This window comes from Providencia sp. Me31A (assembly GCF_050487165.1).
In the GTDB taxonomy this organism is placed as follows: domain Bacteria; phylum Pseudomonadota; class Gammaproteobacteria; order Enterobacterales; family Enterobacteriaceae; genus Providencia.
In genome coordinates this window covers 86,429-102,845 of the sequence record NZ_JBKQGZ010000012.1, presented here as the reverse complement: position 1 = coordinate 102,845, position 16,417 = coordinate 86,429, and the positions used below count along the sequence as shown (strand labels likewise).

At 40.9% G+C, this 16,417-nt stretch carries 12 protein-coding genes and 1 pseudogene; 4 read left to right on the top strand and 9 right to left on the bottom strand.

All coding sequences use genetic code 11. The features are described 5' to 3' along the window. Positions 1-147 precede the first annotated feature (147 nt). From ACLPIE_RS11765 to purM, 7 genes and pseudogenes are all read right to left on the bottom strand, one after another. Entirely contained in the window at positions 148-1,503 is a 1,356-nt protein-coding gene (locus ACLPIE_RS11765) for an MFS transporter (RefSeq protein WP_430261804.1), read from the bottom strand. Positions 1,504-2,236: 733 nt separating this feature from the next. Continuing rightward, positions 2,237-3,517 (bottom strand): annotated as a pseudogene (mgtE, locus tag ACLPIE_RS11760) (magnesium transporter); the annotation flags it as partial. A gap of 369 nt (positions 3,518-3,886) precedes the next feature. Then, positions 3,887-5,416 (bottom strand): exopolyphosphatase, encoded by a 1,530-nt coding sequence (locus tag ACLPIE_RS11755; protein WP_430261803.1) that lies wholly within the window; start codon positions 5,414-5,416, stop codon positions 3,887-3,889. 4 nt (positions 5,417-5,420) lie between these two features. Then, positions 5,421-7,490: a polyphosphate kinase 1 gene (gene ppk1, locus ACLPIE_RS11750; protein ID WP_430261802.1), complete on the bottom strand. Its 2,070-nt coding sequence runs from the start codon at positions 7,488-7,490 to the stop codon at positions 5,421-5,423. Between the two features lie 67 nt (positions 7,491-7,557). After that, positions 7,558-8,133, bottom strand: a complete 576-nt coding sequence (gene speG, locus ACLPIE_RS11745; RefSeq protein WP_430261801.1) for a spermidine N1-acetyltransferase — start codon at positions 8,131-8,133, stop codon at positions 7,558-7,560. A 242-nt stretch (positions 8,134-8,375) separates the two neighbouring features. Further along, complete coding sequence (purN, locus tag ACLPIE_RS11740) at positions 8,376-9,014, bottom strand: phosphoribosylglycinamide formyltransferase (protein WP_430261800.1); 639 nt, start codon at positions 9,012-9,014, stop codon at positions 8,376-8,378. Beyond that, positions 9,014-10,054, bottom strand: coding sequence for a phosphoribosylformylglycinamidine cyclo-ligase (purM, locus tag ACLPIE_RS11735; protein WP_430261799.1), 1,041 nt, complete (start codon positions 10,052-10,054; stop codon positions 9,014-9,016). Before purM ends, purN begins: the two co-directional genes overlap by 1 nt. Before the next feature lie 357 nt (positions 10,055-10,411). Between purM and upp the strand changes: the two genes are divergently transcribed. From upp to hda, 3 genes are all read left to right on the top strand, one after another. Continuing rightward, positions 10,412-11,038 carry a uracil phosphoribosyltransferase gene (gene upp / locus ACLPIE_RS11730; protein WP_430261798.1) on the top strand — a complete coding sequence of 209 codons (627 nt, stop codon included), beginning with the start codon at positions 10,412-10,414 and terminating at the stop codon, positions 11,036-11,038. 110 nt (positions 11,039-11,148) lie between these two features. Beyond that, a complete protein-coding gene (uraA, locus tag ACLPIE_RS11725; RefSeq protein WP_430261797.1) occupies positions 11,149-12,444 on the top strand; it encodes a uracil permease in 1,296 nt (431 codons plus the stop codon). Between the two features lie 107 nt (positions 12,445-12,551). Continuing rightward, the gene (gene hda / locus ACLPIE_RS11720) at positions 12,552-13,271 is read left to right on the top strand and encodes a DnaA inactivator Hda (RefSeq protein ID WP_430261915.1); all 720 of its coding nucleotides are present in this window, start codon (positions 12,552-12,554) and stop codon (positions 13,269-13,271) included. A 43-nt stretch (positions 13,272-13,314) separates the two neighbouring features. Here the strand turns inward: hda and arsC are convergent, their stop codons facing one another. After that, positions 13,315-13,671, bottom strand: coding sequence for an arsenate reductase (glutaredoxin) (gene arsC / locus ACLPIE_RS11715; RefSeq protein ID WP_430261796.1), 357 nt, complete (start codon positions 13,669-13,671; stop codon positions 13,315-13,317). Between the two features lie 12 nt (positions 13,672-13,683). Next, on the bottom strand, positions 13,684-15,147 hold the full coding sequence (gene bepA / locus ACLPIE_RS11710) for a beta-barrel assembly-enhancing protease (protein WP_430261795.1): 1,464 nt from the start codon (positions 15,145-15,147) through the stop codon (positions 13,684-13,686). 194 nt (positions 15,148-15,341) lie between these two features. On the opposite strand from bepA, the gene ACLPIE_RS11705 reads away from it, so the two are divergent. Then, the gene (locus tag ACLPIE_RS11705) at positions 15,342-16,406 is read left to right on the top strand and encodes an AI-2E family transporter (protein WP_430261794.1); all 1,065 of its coding nucleotides are present in this window, start codon (positions 15,342-15,344) and stop codon (positions 16,404-16,406) included. Positions 16,407-16,417 lie beyond the last annotated feature (11 nt).

The following is a 16,417-nucleotide window of genomic DNA, read 5'->3' as shown; positions in this document are numbered from 1 at the left end:
TCTTTAAGAAAGCAGAAATAAAAAATCGAGCCTGAAACGGGGGCCGTCAAGCGTAAGAAAAATGCGAACAGGCTATTTTAAAAGACAAAAAAACCTAGTCATTGACTAGGGCTATTATTAATAACATATTCAACAATAATAGGTTGATTATGGTGTTGCACTTGTGTTTAAAACCGGTGCTTGAGTCTCGTTTTGCTTGCCATTTGCTGTCCAGCCTTTCCATGATAGCGGTAAGAACGCCACAGCGACGGCTAACAATGATACACCTGCGACATAGTAAGCAGGAGCCATATGAGACTGCTGCAACCAAGCGCCTGTTAAAATCGGTGTTAAACCACCAAAGATTGCATAAGCGACATTGTAAGCAAATGATAATCCTGAATAACGGATTTCTGGTGGGAATGTACGAGTACTAATGATAGGCGTTGTTGCAATTGCCCCTACAAAAAAGCCCATTAATCCATAATTGAATATCAGCGTGTTTGCGGGGATATCCGTGGATAATGACGAATAAAAATAAAGTGCTGTTACAGCTAAGCCACCCCAAGATAATGTCATTGAGGTGCGAGTACCGGTTTTATCGCCCAACCAACCCCAAAAAATACACCCTAAAGTTAACGTTAATGTCGCGGCACAGTTAGCTTGTAATGCAATATTACGGTCAATATTGTAAATCCCTTTTAAAACCACATCTGGCGTCATTAAGATGGTAACAACGATAGCGGTGGATAAAGACCAAGTCAGTGCTGCGGTGATCATGCATGCTTGTTTATGAGATTTAATCACGGTTTTAACCGGTAATTCCTGTGATAACGCCTTTTTAGCCGCTAACTCTTTAAAAATAGGTGTTTCTTGTAAAAAACGACGCAAATAGACTGAAATAAACCCAAAAATGCCCCCAAGAATGAAAGGGATACGCCATGCAAAATCATGAACTTCGGCTGTGGTATAAGAACGCTCAATAGTAATTGCAACGATAGAACCTAATAAAATACCACCAGTGATCCCAGAGGTGAGCGTACCTACACCTAAGCCATAGCGTTGTTTTGGTGTGTGTTCTGCAATAAATACCCATGCACCTGGCATTTCACCACCGATGGCTGCACCTTGCATAATACGCATCAATAACAGTAATAATGGCGCTGCTGCACCAATCGTTTCAAAGGTGGGCAAAAAACCAATGACAAAAGTAGGGAAAGCCATTAAGAATATACTTAACGTAAACATCTTCTTACGGCCGATCTTATCCCCAAAGTGAGCCATAATAATGCCACCAAGTGGGCGGGCAAGGTAGCCTGCTGCAAACAAACCGAGTGTCGCCATTAATGCGAGAAATTCGTTATCACCAGGAAAAAATAGCTGGGAAATAATTTTTGCATAAAAGACGAAAATAACGAAATCGTAAAACTCGAGAGTGCCCCCTAATGAGGATAAGCCTAAAGTTTTATAATCTTCTTTGCCCAACGGTCTCGCCGAGGGTTGGCTGGTCGTTTGCGCTGTCATTATACTTTCCTTCTAAAATACCTAAAAATACCCAAAGAGAATAAATTCAGGATAACAAGCTGTTGCTCAATAGGATGAGCTAATCAAAATTATAGAGTGCAGATAAAGAGGTATAAAACGTTGGCTGGGTAAAACATAGTTTAATACACAGTATCTTTTTTCATGTTCTTATTTATAGCAGGAAATTCTATATTTTGTAAACCTCACCACCAAAAACAAGAACAACATTCTTATTAGTTTTCTTTGTTAGGTATTAATAACTAAAGCCTTGGTAAATAGCCTTATATGATGTTAATAATATGAGTTTTTCAGAATATCGTATTTCTGAATTTGGTATTTATTTAGATAATTGTTATTAAATTAATAATTTCTTACGTTATTTAATAATAAATGAGACTGTTTAATAGGAACGGTTAAAAGGAGTCAATATTGAAATTAAAAAAGAGATAAACTTTCATTTATAAAACAAAGTAAATTAGCATCGAATAATTAGAAAATTCAAGAACAGGTCAAAATAATGAAAAAATTCAGAGGGTAACTGGCTATTTTATAATAAGTTTAACGATAATGGATCTTCTGCTGATCCAAGTCTTCTAGAAGATATCGCAGCTTTAGCCGTAAAGACTCGGCTCATCGTTCACATTTAATATGAAATAATGGGCGTCATTCTTTTAGTTAACCTGCTATAAAATCACGGATATCCGGTAAAAGGCTTGGATATCCGTGGATAAATTTATACTAAGAAAAGGGTCGCTAAACCTAAGAAGATGAAAAAACCACCCGTATCTGTAATTGCGGTGATCATTACACTGGAACCAATCGCAGGATCTTTGCCCAGTTTTATCATAATCAGCGGGATGAGCACGCCCATAATGGCTGCCATCAATAGGTTTAATACCATAGCGAGTGTCATAACCGCGCCCATTGCCAAATCGCCATAGAGGAAATAGGTGACAACCCCCATTATTCCTCCCCAAACAATGCCGTTGATAAAGGCAACCCCAAGTTCCCTGAGCATTAAGAATGAGAAGCTACCACTTTGAATTTGGTGCAATGCAATAGCCCGCACAATCATAGTGATAGTCTGGTTACCAGTGTTACCACCGATACCTGCAACAATCGGCATCAATGTTGCAAGAGCAACTAATTGAGAGATGGTATCCTCAAATACGCCAATCACACGGGAGGCGACAAAGGCGGTACAGAGGTTGATAGCTAACCAAGTCCAACGGGTTTTTACGGCTTGACCCACAGGGGCAAAGACGTCTTCTTCAGGGCTTAACCCCCCCATACGACGAATGCTGTTATCATTTTCTTCGCTGATATTATCAACGATGTCTTCAACGGTCAGGCGTCCCATCAATAAGCCATTATTATCAACAACCGCTGCGGAAATTAAGTCGTAACGTTCGAACGCACTGGCTGCATCTTCACCTTTTTCATCGGGTAAAAAGGTTACAGTATCTGTTCTCATCACATCAGCGACAATTTTATCAGGAGACTGGGTCAAAATGGTGGTTAATGGTAATTCGCCTTGTAGATAATTATTGCTGTCGACAACGAATATTTTATCGGTTGCATCAGGTATTTTTCCACGCTGACGTAGGTAACGTTGAACGGTTTTTAAAGCAACGTTGGGGCGAACGGTAACGAACTCAAAGTCCATCATCTGGCCAACGCTGTCTTTAGCATATTGTAAAACTTCGCGAATACGGCTGCGTAAGCTTGGCTCTAAATAGGTGAGTAAGCGGCGCATAGTATCGCGAGGTAAATGCTCTGCAATATAGGCTTGTTCGTCAACATGCAAGTTAGCAACAGCGCGGAGTAATTCTCTGTCGGACATGTCTTTAATGAGACTGTCCCAAACAGAAACTGAGGCTTCAACTAACACTTCCCCACGTTCGTTGTTGTCAACCAGTCGCCATAATGCGAGACGCTCGTCGTATGGCAACATTTCTAAGATATCTGCGATATCCGCAGTATGTAAATCAAGCAATAATTCTTTGACTGTGTTGATTTTTTCACTAACTACTTTGTCATCAATACTGGCGTGTTGATCATTTTCAACTAGGGCATGGACGAACTCTTCGTCGTCTAAAAATAGCGTCAGAATTTGCTGGCGGATATGAGCCAGTTTTTGAGAATGTGGATTGACTGTTGATATCGCATCGTTTGAGAAAGCAGATTGTGACATTTTAATCCTTAAAGCAATAACAGCGCAAAGCGCTTTATATTAATTCGTTTGCGAGTGGACGAAATTTATTATCATTATTGTATTGTCGCCTATTTAGATAAAATATCAAATAGCTAAGCTAAATAGGCAGTGATTTCATATTCTCACCTAAAGAAAACAAGCAGAAATCTCTATAATAATGACCGCAACTTATTCATCTTCCGCACAAATACTTAACGACCAGCCAGGAACATCTTCCCAGTAGCCACTCTCTTTTTCTAAGTCCAACAGCATCAAGGCATTTTGCTCAAGGTATTCCGCTGGAAGATAAAGTACCCAGTGGCCATCATCAGTTTCTATGCGTAATGATGACGGTGTCGTTGTTGATTGGCGTTGATTGTTTAATAGTATGGATAGCCGCAAAATTTGAATTAGCGGCATAAATTGTTTTCTTTTGAATAAATTAAATTTTGGAATATCGTCGTATTTAATCACTCGACGGTGATTGCGTACCAATGTTGCTAATAATAGCTGTTGTTCTTGATTAAAACCCGGCAAGTTTGTATTTTGCAAAATATAAGCAGAATGACGATGCATACCGCTATGGTTAATACTGAGTCCAACTTCATGCAACATCACAGCCCAAATTAAGATTGACTCTAGTTGTGGATTAATTTGTTTTGGATTTTGTTGTCCCCATTGGTAATACAATTCTTCCATGGTTTTTAAAACTCGCTTAGCTTGCTCTCTATCAATATTATAGTGTTCAGCAAGGCTTAAAGCTGTGCGCTGGCGAATATCTTGGTGGCGGAAGCGACCTTCCATTTCATACAGTACGCCTTCACGTAATGCCCCATCAGATAGACGTAATTCTTTGATCTTTAATGAATCAAATACAGCCAGTAAAATCGCTAAACCGGGAACAAAGACTTGTTTACGCTCATTGGAAAGACCGGGAAGGTTGAGTGAATTGAATGACTTATACTTCAACGCCATTTCTTTGATTTCAGCTAAACGTTCACGGTTAATGATACCATCTTTATAGCCAAGTTCTTGTAAAACAATGTGTGTGGCTTTAATGGTACCCGAGGCACCCATTGCGACATCCCATGTGTACTTTTTAAACAAAATAGCAGTGCTTTCTAATTTTAGGCAGGCTGAAAGATAGGCACGATTGAAATACTCAGGGGAAATAGCTTCATTGGGAAAGTAAGAACGCGCAAAGCTGACACACCCCATTCGGCGGCTTTCGATAAGCAGTGGCTCGAATTTTTCGCCAATAACGATTTCGGTGGACCCCCCTCCAATGTCTAGAACCAGTTTTCGGCCTTTTTCAGGTTGAGTATGCTCAACTCCCATAAAAATGAGCCGAGCTTCTTCTTGTCCTGAAATAATTTCAATCGGGTAGGGAATGATTTCTTTGGCACGTTGCAAAAACTGTTTCACGTTTGTCGCGACACGTAATGAGTGAGTTCCTACAATACAAACATTTTCAGGGGAAAACCCTTGCAAACGTTCAGCAAACAGCGCTAAGCAGGAAAGTCCACGTGCCATCGCTTCTTCACTGAGTTCATTGGTATCACTTAGACCATCTGCTAAATGGACTCGCTTTTTTAACCGAGTGAGAACTTGTAGTGCGCCATTGACGACGCGGGCGATAACCATATGAAAACTGTTAGAGCCTAAATCTATAGCCGCAATCTCTTGTGGGCGTGGTGCTGATGTCGAAGTTATTGGCATAGTATCAAGCTCTGTTCTCAGGTGTTTCAAGTGATTTTAAATAGTCATAAATGGCAAGCTGAGAGCGTATTTTTCTTTTATTGCCGCGGGGAACATAATGATTACTTAAATCTTTGTCAACATAGCGTGCTTTTACTGTATCGCTAAATTGCAGTTCTAAAATATCCAATACACGCTGTTTCAAATGAGGGTCGACGAGGTTTACTGCAACCTCGATGCGATAGTCAATATTACGTGTCATCCAATCGGCGGAGGAAATAAAGATTTTTTCATCACCTGCATTGGTAAACACATAAACCCTGTCATGTTCAAGAAAACGATCTACGATACTGGTGACTTGGATATTTTCACTATAGCCAACTTGGCCTGCGACTAAAGAGCACATGCCTCGGACGAGTAAACGAATTTTGACCCCTGCATTGGATGCGTCATACAATTTGTCAGTGAGTTCTTTATCGACTAAGTTATTTATTTTTAATGTGATGCCACTCGGCAGGCCTGCAAGGGCATTATCAATTTCTTGGTCAATTAAGGCCATCAGACGAATGCGAGTATTTTGAGGTGATACCATTAAATTATCAAAAGTGACTGGGCGATAAGGATTTTCAATGAAGCTAAACACCCGACGCACTTCATTGGTAATTTGTTCGTTAGCGGTTAATAACGAATAATCAGTATAAAGTCGAGCCGTTTTCTCATTGAAATTTCCGGTACCAATGTGGGCATAACGAATAATTTGGCCTTCTTCCATGCGTGAAATGATAAATAATTTCGCATGAATTTTGAGTCCCGGGGCAGAGAAAATAACATGTACCCCCGCTTCAGTGAGCCGTTTAGCCCAATGGATATTGGCAGCCTCATCAAAACGTGCTTGCAGTTCGACCACAACGGTCACTTTTTTACCGTTATGAGCCGCATGAATGACAGAATCGATAATGCGTGAGTCCTTCGCAACACGATAAATATTGATTTTTATCGATAACACATTCGGATCAAAGGAAGCCTGACGTAGCAGTTCTAATGTGTGCTCAAAGGTGTAATAGGGGTAGTAGAGCAAGACATCACGCTCACGAATAGCATCGAACCCGTTACGAAAGTTATCAAACCAGCGATGGCGCAACCTAGGTAATGGCTTGTTCAATAAATTTTTATTCCCTTCATTTGGGAAATTAATAAAATCTTTAAAATTATGGTAACGCCCGCCAGCGATGACGGAGTCGTCATTCGATAGCCCAAGTTTTTCACGTAATAGTGCGACCATTTCATCAGGCATGTCGCGCTGATAGACAAAACGCACAGGTTCGGCAGTTAAACGTTGCTTCAGTGTCGATGACATGATTTCGAGTAAACTCGACTCCATTTCTGTTGCAATATCATATTCTGCATCGCGTGTCATTTTCATCGAATAGGCATTTAGCTCGTCATAATCAAAGAAGCCCTTAAAAATTTCATCAAGGGTATAACGTAAGATATTATCAATTAAGATCATTGATTTACGGCGTTTCGGCATTTCTGGTGGTAAATTAACAAACCGTGGTACCTTATCGGATGGAATTTCTAATAAGGCATATTGAATATGACTGCCATTGATAATTTCGACGGCAAGGTAGGTGTAGTCATCTTTTAAAAATTCAACCAAATTAGTGTCATGATTAATTAAAATCGGCGTAATGTGCTGGCGGAGGTTTTGCCGAAAGTATTGGCGTAACCAAATTTGTTGACGTGGTGAAATTTGCCGTTCGTTAATTAAAAAGATTTGGTTGCGCGCCATTTCCAACAATAAATCATTATAGAGAATGTCAAACTCTTGTTCTTGTTTGGCAACTCGAGTTTGTATCCGCTTTAATAAATGGCGAGCGCCACTTGCAGAGCCGCGTTCTTCGTTGATTAGGATACGGCGTTTAACATCAGCAAAGCGGACTTTATAAAATTCATCTAAGTTATTCGAATAAATGCCCAAAAACCGCATTCTCTCAATCAGGGGGTTACGCTTATCGGCTGCTTCTTGCAAAACGCGCTCATTAAAAGATAGCCAGCTTAACTCTTTTTCATGATAGAGACGTTCTTGGGACATTATAACTCCGTATTAGGCGCTTATGACTTTCAAAGGCATGATAACAGCCTATAAACTAAATGTGTTACTAAATTGCTTTCACCTGAGCAATACCAATCTCAGACGTAGCCGACTGTTGTTTCATAGCAAAATATTGATGCTGAAAAACACACATGCGGATGGCGGTATGATAGCGCCCATTCACAAAAAACTCGTCGATAAGCTCGCCTTCAGTATGAAAGCCTAGTTTATTATAAATGTGGATAGCTTTGACATTTTCTTTATCAACTATGAGATAAAGTTTATATAAATTTAATACTGAAAAGGCGTAATCCATTGCGAGTTTTGCAGCACGGCTCGCATAACCTCGACCTTGGTGGTTTGGTGCAATAATAATTTGAAACTCAGAGCGTCGGTGAACATAGTCAATTTCAACCAACTCGACGAGCCCCACTTTTTCACTATCATTTTCAACAATAAAGCGTCGCTCGGATTGGTCATGAATATGTTTATCGTAAAGATCACTTAATTCAACAAAGGCTTCATAGGGTTCTTCAAACCAGTAGCGCATGACACTGGCGTTATTATCAAGCTGATGAATAAATGCTAAATCTTCACGTTCAAGTGGGCGCAACCTAAACGGATGAACTTGCCCGGTAGTCATAAAAATACCTCGATTAGTCAGTAAAAAAACATTTTGTTCCATATGTTATAATAACATTTATTTAAGATAAAATAATGATGCAGCACAGAGAGTTCCGTTACTTATTGAATAATAGTTTAGTTTACTCAGTAGTAGATGATTTGACTGTTTGAAAAATGCACGACAGCTAATGGATTCTCAAAAAATAAGCAATAAAGAGGGGAGTAACTCCCTCTTAGATGTCGCTATACAAATGAGGTTAATTACTTATCCACATAACCCTGTTGAGGTAAAATGTTCCCATCTAATACGGCTTTCCCTTCATCCATAACCAAACGACCACTGACAAACCATTTAACAACCATAGGGTAGATGGTATGCTCTTGCGCTTTTACGCGCTCAATAATATCCTCTTCGCTATCCTGTGCAAAGATAGGCACTTTAGCTTGTAGGATCACTGGCCCACCATCAAGTTCTTCAGTAACAAAATGTACAGAAGTCCCGTGTTCTTTATCGCCGTTTTCCAGCGCTTTACGATGGGTGTGCAAGCCTGGATATTTAGGTAGTAAAGACGGGTGGATATTCAGTAACTTACCCATGAATTTTTGAACAAATAGTGGCGTTAGTATCCGCATAAACCCCGCTAATACCACGAGATCTGGCTGATATTGCTCAATATGTTTTAGAAGAGCGCTATCATAAGCTTGACGGTCAGTATACTGCTTGGCATCTAAGTAACAGACCGGAATTCCGGCCTGTTGTGCACGAACAAGACCATATGCATTGCCTTGGTTACTAATGACAGCAACAATTCGAGCATCGATTGCTCCTGTGTGGCAGCTATCAATTAATGATTGTAAGTTGCTGCCACTACCCGAAATTAAGACAACGATTTTTTTCATCAACGGATCACAACCTGCTCTTCACCTACAGGTAATTCACCGATAGTCCCGATTTGCCATGCATTCTCACCCAGTTGAGCCAGTAATGCTAATGCGGCATTAACCTCTGTTTGTGGTAGGGCAATAATCATACCAACACCGCAGTTAAAGGTACGGTACATTTCATGAGTGCTGACAGCACCGGCTCGCTGTAACCACTCAAATACCGCAGGCCACTGCCAGCTCTTGTCATCAATAACGGCTTGGGTATTTTTAGGTAAAACGCGTGGAATATTTTCCCAGAAGCCGCCACCGGTAATATGCGCGATCGCATGAATTTCATTTTTAGCAATCAGTTCTAGGATGTTTTTTACGTAAATGCGGGTAGGTTCTAATAAATGATCAGCTAATGATTTACCTGCCAACTGTGTTGTTTCTGGATTTGTTTTGCTGACGTCCAAAATTTTACGGACTAAAGAATAGCCATTGGAGTGCGGACCACTTGATGCTAAAGCAATTAGTGCATCGCCCGCACGGACTTTGCTGCCATCAATAATTTCGGAGCGCTCAACGACACCGACACAAAACCCTGCGACATCGTAGTCTTCACCGTGGTACATACCCGGCATTTCTGCGGTTTCACCACCGACTAATGCGCAGCCTGATTGTTTACAACCTTCCGCAATCCCCGTGATGACACTCGCAGCGGTATCAACGTCAAGCTTACCTGTCGCATAGTAGTCAAGGAAAAACAGCGGCTCAGCACCTTGAACAATTAAGTCATTGACACACATTGCAACAAGGTCAATACCAATGGAATCATGGCGTTTTAAATCCATCGCTAGGCGTAATTTTGTGCCTACACCGTCAGTGCCAGAAACTAAGATAGGCTCGCGGTATTTTTGAGGCAAGGAACATAATGCACCGAACCCCCCAAGTCCTCCCATGACTTCTGGGCGGCGAGTTTCTTTCACCACACCTTTAATACGTTCAACCAAGGCGTTACCTGCATCAATATCGACACCGGCATCTTTATAGCTGAGAGAGGTTTTATCAGTCACTACGGCCCCCAAGGCAATTGCATTTTTGAGAAAAATAACATCGTTGACATTATTCTAACAGGCTAGGCAAACGTTTGCGATAGCTTTGTGAATGAAAATATTTATCTCTATACGATTAATGAATTGTTGATGTTCACCAATAAATAACAAAAGACGAAAAGTAGAAGATTAAAATTGAAATTTGTTGTGTCGCAAATATCAACTTAACTGGGATAGGGTATAATAATTTAAAAAAAGTCTTATTAATCGCTGTTGTTTTGACCAAAATCAAGCGTAATCTAGTGGCAATTGAAGCTAAAAGAGGTATAATCCGGCGATTTTTTTGTCCGCCGACGTCTTAAATAGTAGGAGAAACCCATGAAGATCGTTGAGGTAAAACACCCTCTCGTTAAACATAAACTCGGCCTGATGCGAGATCATGATATAAGCACTAAACGCTTTCGTGAACTGGCCTCGGAGGTTGGTAGCCTACTGACTTATGAAGCAACCGCTGACCTTGAAACTGAAAAAGTGACTATCGATGGTTGGTGTGGTCCTGTAGAAATAGAACAAATTAAAGGTAAGAAAATCACGGTAGTACCAATTTTGCGTGCAGGTATTGGTATGATGAATGGTGTACTAGAAAGTATTCCAAGTGCGCGTATCAGCGTAGTCGGTGTTTATCGTGATGAAGAAACACTGCAACCTGTTCCATACTTCCAAAAACTGGCTTCAAATATTGAAGAACGTATGGCGCTTGTCGTTGACCCAATGTTAGCGACGGGGGGCTCAATGATTGCGACTATCGACCTACTGAAAAATGCAGGTTGTACTTCCATCAAAATCTTAGTTCTTGTCGCGGCACCTGAAGGGTTAAAAGCTTTAGAAGCTGTTCACCCAGATGTCGAGTTATATACCGCTTCAGTTGATGAACGTCTCAATGAAGATGGTTATATTGTTCCGGGTCTTGGGGACGCGGGCGATAAAATATTTGGTACTAAATAATGATAAGCCGACTGAGAAGTCGGCTTTTTTTTGATTTATTTATTAGAATTCACTGCATCTCAAGTCATCATTCATTTGAAGATAAAAAAGCGCAAAGGGGATAAACTAAAATGACACGTCGCACCATCAGTGTTGAGGAAAGGCCACCATTACTCCAGACTATACCGTTAAGCTTTCAACACCTGTTCGCTATGTTTGGCGCAACCGTTGTCGTACCGATTCTATTTGGTGTCAATCCTGCCACTATCTTGTTATTTAATGGGATAGGTACTTTGTTATATCTGTTTATCTGTAAGGGACAGATTCCTGCGTATTTAGGGTCTAGCTTCGCTTTTATTTCTCCGGTATTGATATTATTACCATTAGGCTATGAACTCGCACTCGGTGGGTTCATTATTTGTGGTGTATTGTTTTGTGTTGTTGCGTTAATCGTCAAAGTTGCGGGGAGAGGGTGGATTAATGTGATGTTTCCACCTGCGGCGATGGGGGCGATTGTTGCAGTGATAGGTTTGGAACTCGCGCAAACGGCGGCAAGTATGGCTGGTCTATTACCCAAAGATGGGGCGGTCGTAGATAGCAATACATTAATTATCTCCTTGACGACATTATCGGTTACTATTTTGTGTGCTGTGGTTTTCCGTGGGTTTTTATCGATTATTCCAATCTTAATTGGCTTTTTAACGGGTTATGCGCTGTCTTATTTTATGGGGATTGTGGATTTCACGCCCGTCATAGAAGCACCGTGGTTTGCCATTCCAACATTCTATACCCCACGTTTTGAATGGTTTGCCATTTTAACCATTGTCCCAGCTGCATTAGTCGTCATTGCGGAGCACGTTGGCCACTTAGTCGTCACGGCAAACATTGTGGAACGTGATTTGATGAAATCCCCCGGTTTGCATCGTTCTATGTTTGCTAATGGCTTTTCAACGGTTATATCAGGCTTTTTTGGCTCAACGCCGAATACTACCTACGGTGAAAATATTGGTGTAATGGCAATTACTAAGGTCTATAGCACATGGGTAATTGGGGGAGCCGCTATTATTGCTATTCTCCTGTCTTGTATCGGTAAATTAGCGGTGGCTATCCAATTAGTGCCAGTACCAGTAATGGGGGGGGTATCACTGTTGTTATACGGGGTCATTGGGGCTTCAGGTATTCGTGTACTGATTGATTCGAAAGTGGATTATAACAAACCACAGAATCTGATTTTAACGTCGGTGATTTTAATCATCGGTGTCAGTGGCGCTGTGATCCATATCGGCCAAGCAGAACTTAAGGGTATGGCGCTTGCTACTATTGTTGGGATCTTTATGGCATTACTCTTTCGTTTCATTACCTTTGTGCGTCCGGAAAAGCAGTTTGTGAACGCGGAAGTGAAAGAACTAGATGTCGGTAAAAAATAGCCTAAATAGTGATATTGGTTGCCGTTCGGCCAAACGGGCGGCAATTGGTTTTGATCTTATTCATCTATCCTTGTTTTTTATGGTAAACTGCCAGTGAAAATTGATTTATACAGCCAGAGGCGCTTCTGAACACTCCATCACAGCTTTCACTACCACTGTATCTTCCAGATGATGAAACCTTTGCCAGTTTCTATGCAGGGGAAAATGATGCGTTGTTGTCCGCTATTTCGTCAGCAATCAACCAAGCACATGGTAGTTATATCTACTATTGGTCACGGGAAGGCGGCGGGAAAAGCCACTTATTGCACGCTGCATGTGCAGAGCTTTCAGAACAAGGGGTTGCGGTAGGTTATGTCCCATTAGACAAACGTGCCTATTTTGTCCCTGAAGTGTTGGAGGGGATGGAGCACTTATCATTGGTTTGTATTGACAACATCCAATGTATAGCTGGCGATGAAGAATGGGAAATGGCGATTTTCAATTTATACAATCGCATTCTCGAAATTGGCCGCACTTGTTTATTGATCACAGGCGACCGACCACCAAGGCAAATTGACCTTAAGCTTCCAGACTTAGCTTCTCGCCTCGATTGGGGGCAAATTTATAAGCTACACCCTCTTAGTGATGAAGACAAAATTAGAGCGCTCCAATTGCGTGCTCGCATGCGTGGTTTTGAATTACCTGAAGATGTTTGCCGTTTTGTACTAAAACGATTAGATAGAAAAATGGGCACATTGTTTGATATTTTAAACAAGCTTGATCACGCCTCGATTGTTGCACAACGCAAGCTGACCATTCCTTTCGTAAAAGATATTTTAAAACTTTAGCGATTCAATAAATTGGCAGCCAGTAAGCTGGCTACCACTAACATTATAAAATTTCCATGACTTGCTCAGGTGGCCGTCCTAAACGTGCTTTATCACCATTGACAACAATAGGGCGTTCAATGAGTTTTGGGTTTTCATGCATAGCTTTGATAAGCTGATCTTGGGTTAAGCTATCATCAGCGAGTTTTAACGTTTTATATAAATCTTCTTTAGTACGCATTAATTGGCGTGCATCTTTGAACCCTAGCATCTTAAGCAATTTCTTTATGTCTGCCACGCTTGGAGGGGTATTTAAGTATTCTACCACGGTCGGGGTGATTCCTTGTTCGGTTAAAAGGGTGAGCGTTTCACGGCTTTTCGAACAGCGTGGGTTATGGTAAATCGTAATCGTATCCGTCATTATTTAAACTCCTTACGGTTTTGCATTTTCATCACGTAATTGCAGTTTTATCAGTGCATCAATTCTTGCGTCGTACCGTTGCTGTTCATAACTGCCTAATCGACTTTGGCGACTGGCATCGCTGAGGTAATTAATTGCGGTGTTATAGTTTCCGCGTAATGCCATGCCTTCTGCGTAGGCAGCAAGTTCTTCAGTGCGGTTTCCTTGCTTGGCTGATGCTTCAGCAAGTAAATCCCACCCAATTGGATCATCTGGGTAGTCAAAAGTGTATTTATTCAACAAAGTTGTTGCTTCTTTATATTGGTGATTATTCACGAAAGCATTGGCTAGATTGACTATAAATACTGTATTTTTTGGGGCCTTTTTCAAAGCGTTCTGTAAGCGAGTGATAGCTTTAGCCGTTTGGTTTTGTTCAATATCAATATCCGTCATGCTATCGATAAACCAAGGATTATCAGGTTGTTTTGCAAGTAACTCGGTAAGGATCTTTCCTGCTTCTGCATATTTTTTATCTTGCGAGAGCAACAATGCTTTACCATATTGCGCGGCAATTTGTTCTTGTACGGAACCCTTTTCGTAGTTATCAATGATTTGGTCGAGTGCATGTTTTTGATCTTTACTGTACATCGCCAATATACGAACGCGAGCTAGCATAAAATCTAATGATGATGCCACTCTGACTTTGGGATATTGATTCGAACGGTTTCTTGCATCAGCTAAACGGCTGTCAGGCAGGGGGTGTGTTAGCAAAATTTCAGGGGGTTTTGACATATAACGGGTTTGATCTGACATAGTTTGCATAAAATCTGCCATGGCATGCGGGTCAAAACCTGAGCGCCTTAATGTTTGTAGCCCAATGCGGTCAGCTTCTTGTTCATTGGCTTGGGTAAAGCTTATCATGCCCTGCTGTACACCAGCCATTGTGCTGGTGAGCGCTGCGAAACCTGCTTGGGGGTTTGCCATGACTAACAATAAAGAACCAATTGTTCCTGCGATAGCAAGGGGGGTGGTACTTTTTTGGTCTTCCATCATGCGAGCCAAATGCCGTTGTGTAACGTGAGATATTTCGTGTGCCATAACTGAGGCGAGCTGGCTTTCATTTTGGCTATAACGGAATAAGGCTGAGTGCAGCACAACGTTACCACCAAAGTAGGCATAGGCGTTAATATTTGGATTATTAACTAAATAAAACTTAAACGGTGTTTTAACTGAATCTGCATTCTTCACTAGCCGCATACCAAGTTTGTTAATATATTGAGTTAACAGTGGATCGTAAATCAAGGGCGTACTGGCACGGATTTGCCGAGTAATGGCATCGCCCATAATAATTTCTTGGTTAATGCTGAGAGTGCCTCCCGCTGTGGTGCCAATATCGGGTAAGGTATCTTCAATTGCACTGTAAGCAGGCAAAACTGCACCGTTCATTAGTGCAGCGATCATGAAAGCTAATAATGGATATTTCAATTTTTTCTTCATGAAACGTGAGTATCCCATACAACATTTAAATTAGGGTAAGTGCCAATTTTGTGTCGAGTACATTAAAGTTAATCTGCAAATAACTCAAAAAGTTTAAAACACATGATAGCAAAAGCTATCGTTAAATCTGTTATTCGGTATAATTTTCGTTAATTTAGGAACTGTCCTTTGTATTAATTCCCCAGGAGCAATAAATGCTGGAATTGTTTTTACAGTGGTATCGCCGACGTTTTGCCGATCCACAAGCCATCGCGCTTTTCACATTACTGGTATCAGGTTTTGTGATCATCTTCTTTTTCAGCAGTATACTGGCTCCATTACTGGTGGCAATTGCCTTAGCCTATTTACTTGAATGGCCGACACAGATGCTACAGAAAGTAGGATTATCCCGTTCTGTTGCTGTTGGTATTATTTTGACCGTGTTTGCTGGAATAAGTGCCATGGTTATTTTAATTATTGCCCCAACCGCATGGCAGCAGGGTATTAATTTGATGGCCGATCTACCAAATATGGTTAATCGGTTTAATGAGTTTGCCAAACAACTACCAGAACAATATCCAGCGTTAGTTGATGTCGGTATTATCGATATGATGGCGGATAATTTACGCAGCCGCATGTCAGGGATCGCTGATTCGGTCGTCAAAGCTTCAGTTGCTTCACTAATTGGTATTTTTGCTTTGGCCGTCTATTTAGTTTTAGTTCCTTTAATGACCTTTTTTTTATTGAAAGATAAAGCCCGGATCAGCAATAGTTTTTTGAAATTATTGCCAAAAAATCGTTTGCTGGTTGGTAAGGTTTGGGTAGAAATGAATGAGCAAATCACCAACTATTTACGTGGCAAGGTGACTGAGATGGTGATTGTTGGTGTTGCAACGTATTTATGTTTTGCTTATTTCGATTTGCGTTATTCTGTACTGTTATCTGTATTGGTAGGCGTTGCGGTACTCATTCCCTATATTGGTGCAGTAGCTGCGACAATTCCTGTGGTGTTAGTCGCGTTATTCCAATACGGTATTGGTAGTGAGTTTTGGTATTTAATGTTGGTTTATTTAGTGATCCAAGGTTTAGACAGCAATGTGGTTGTTCCATTACTGTTTTCTGAAGCGGTTAATTTACATCCATTAGTTATTATTTTATCAGTTGTGGTATTTGGTGGCTTGTGGGGCTTCTGGGGCGTATTTTTTGCTATTCCACTGGCAACGCTAATAAAAGCTGTGATTCACGTTTGGCCAGAAGACAATGTAGAACCAATAAAATAATCTAAGAAGCG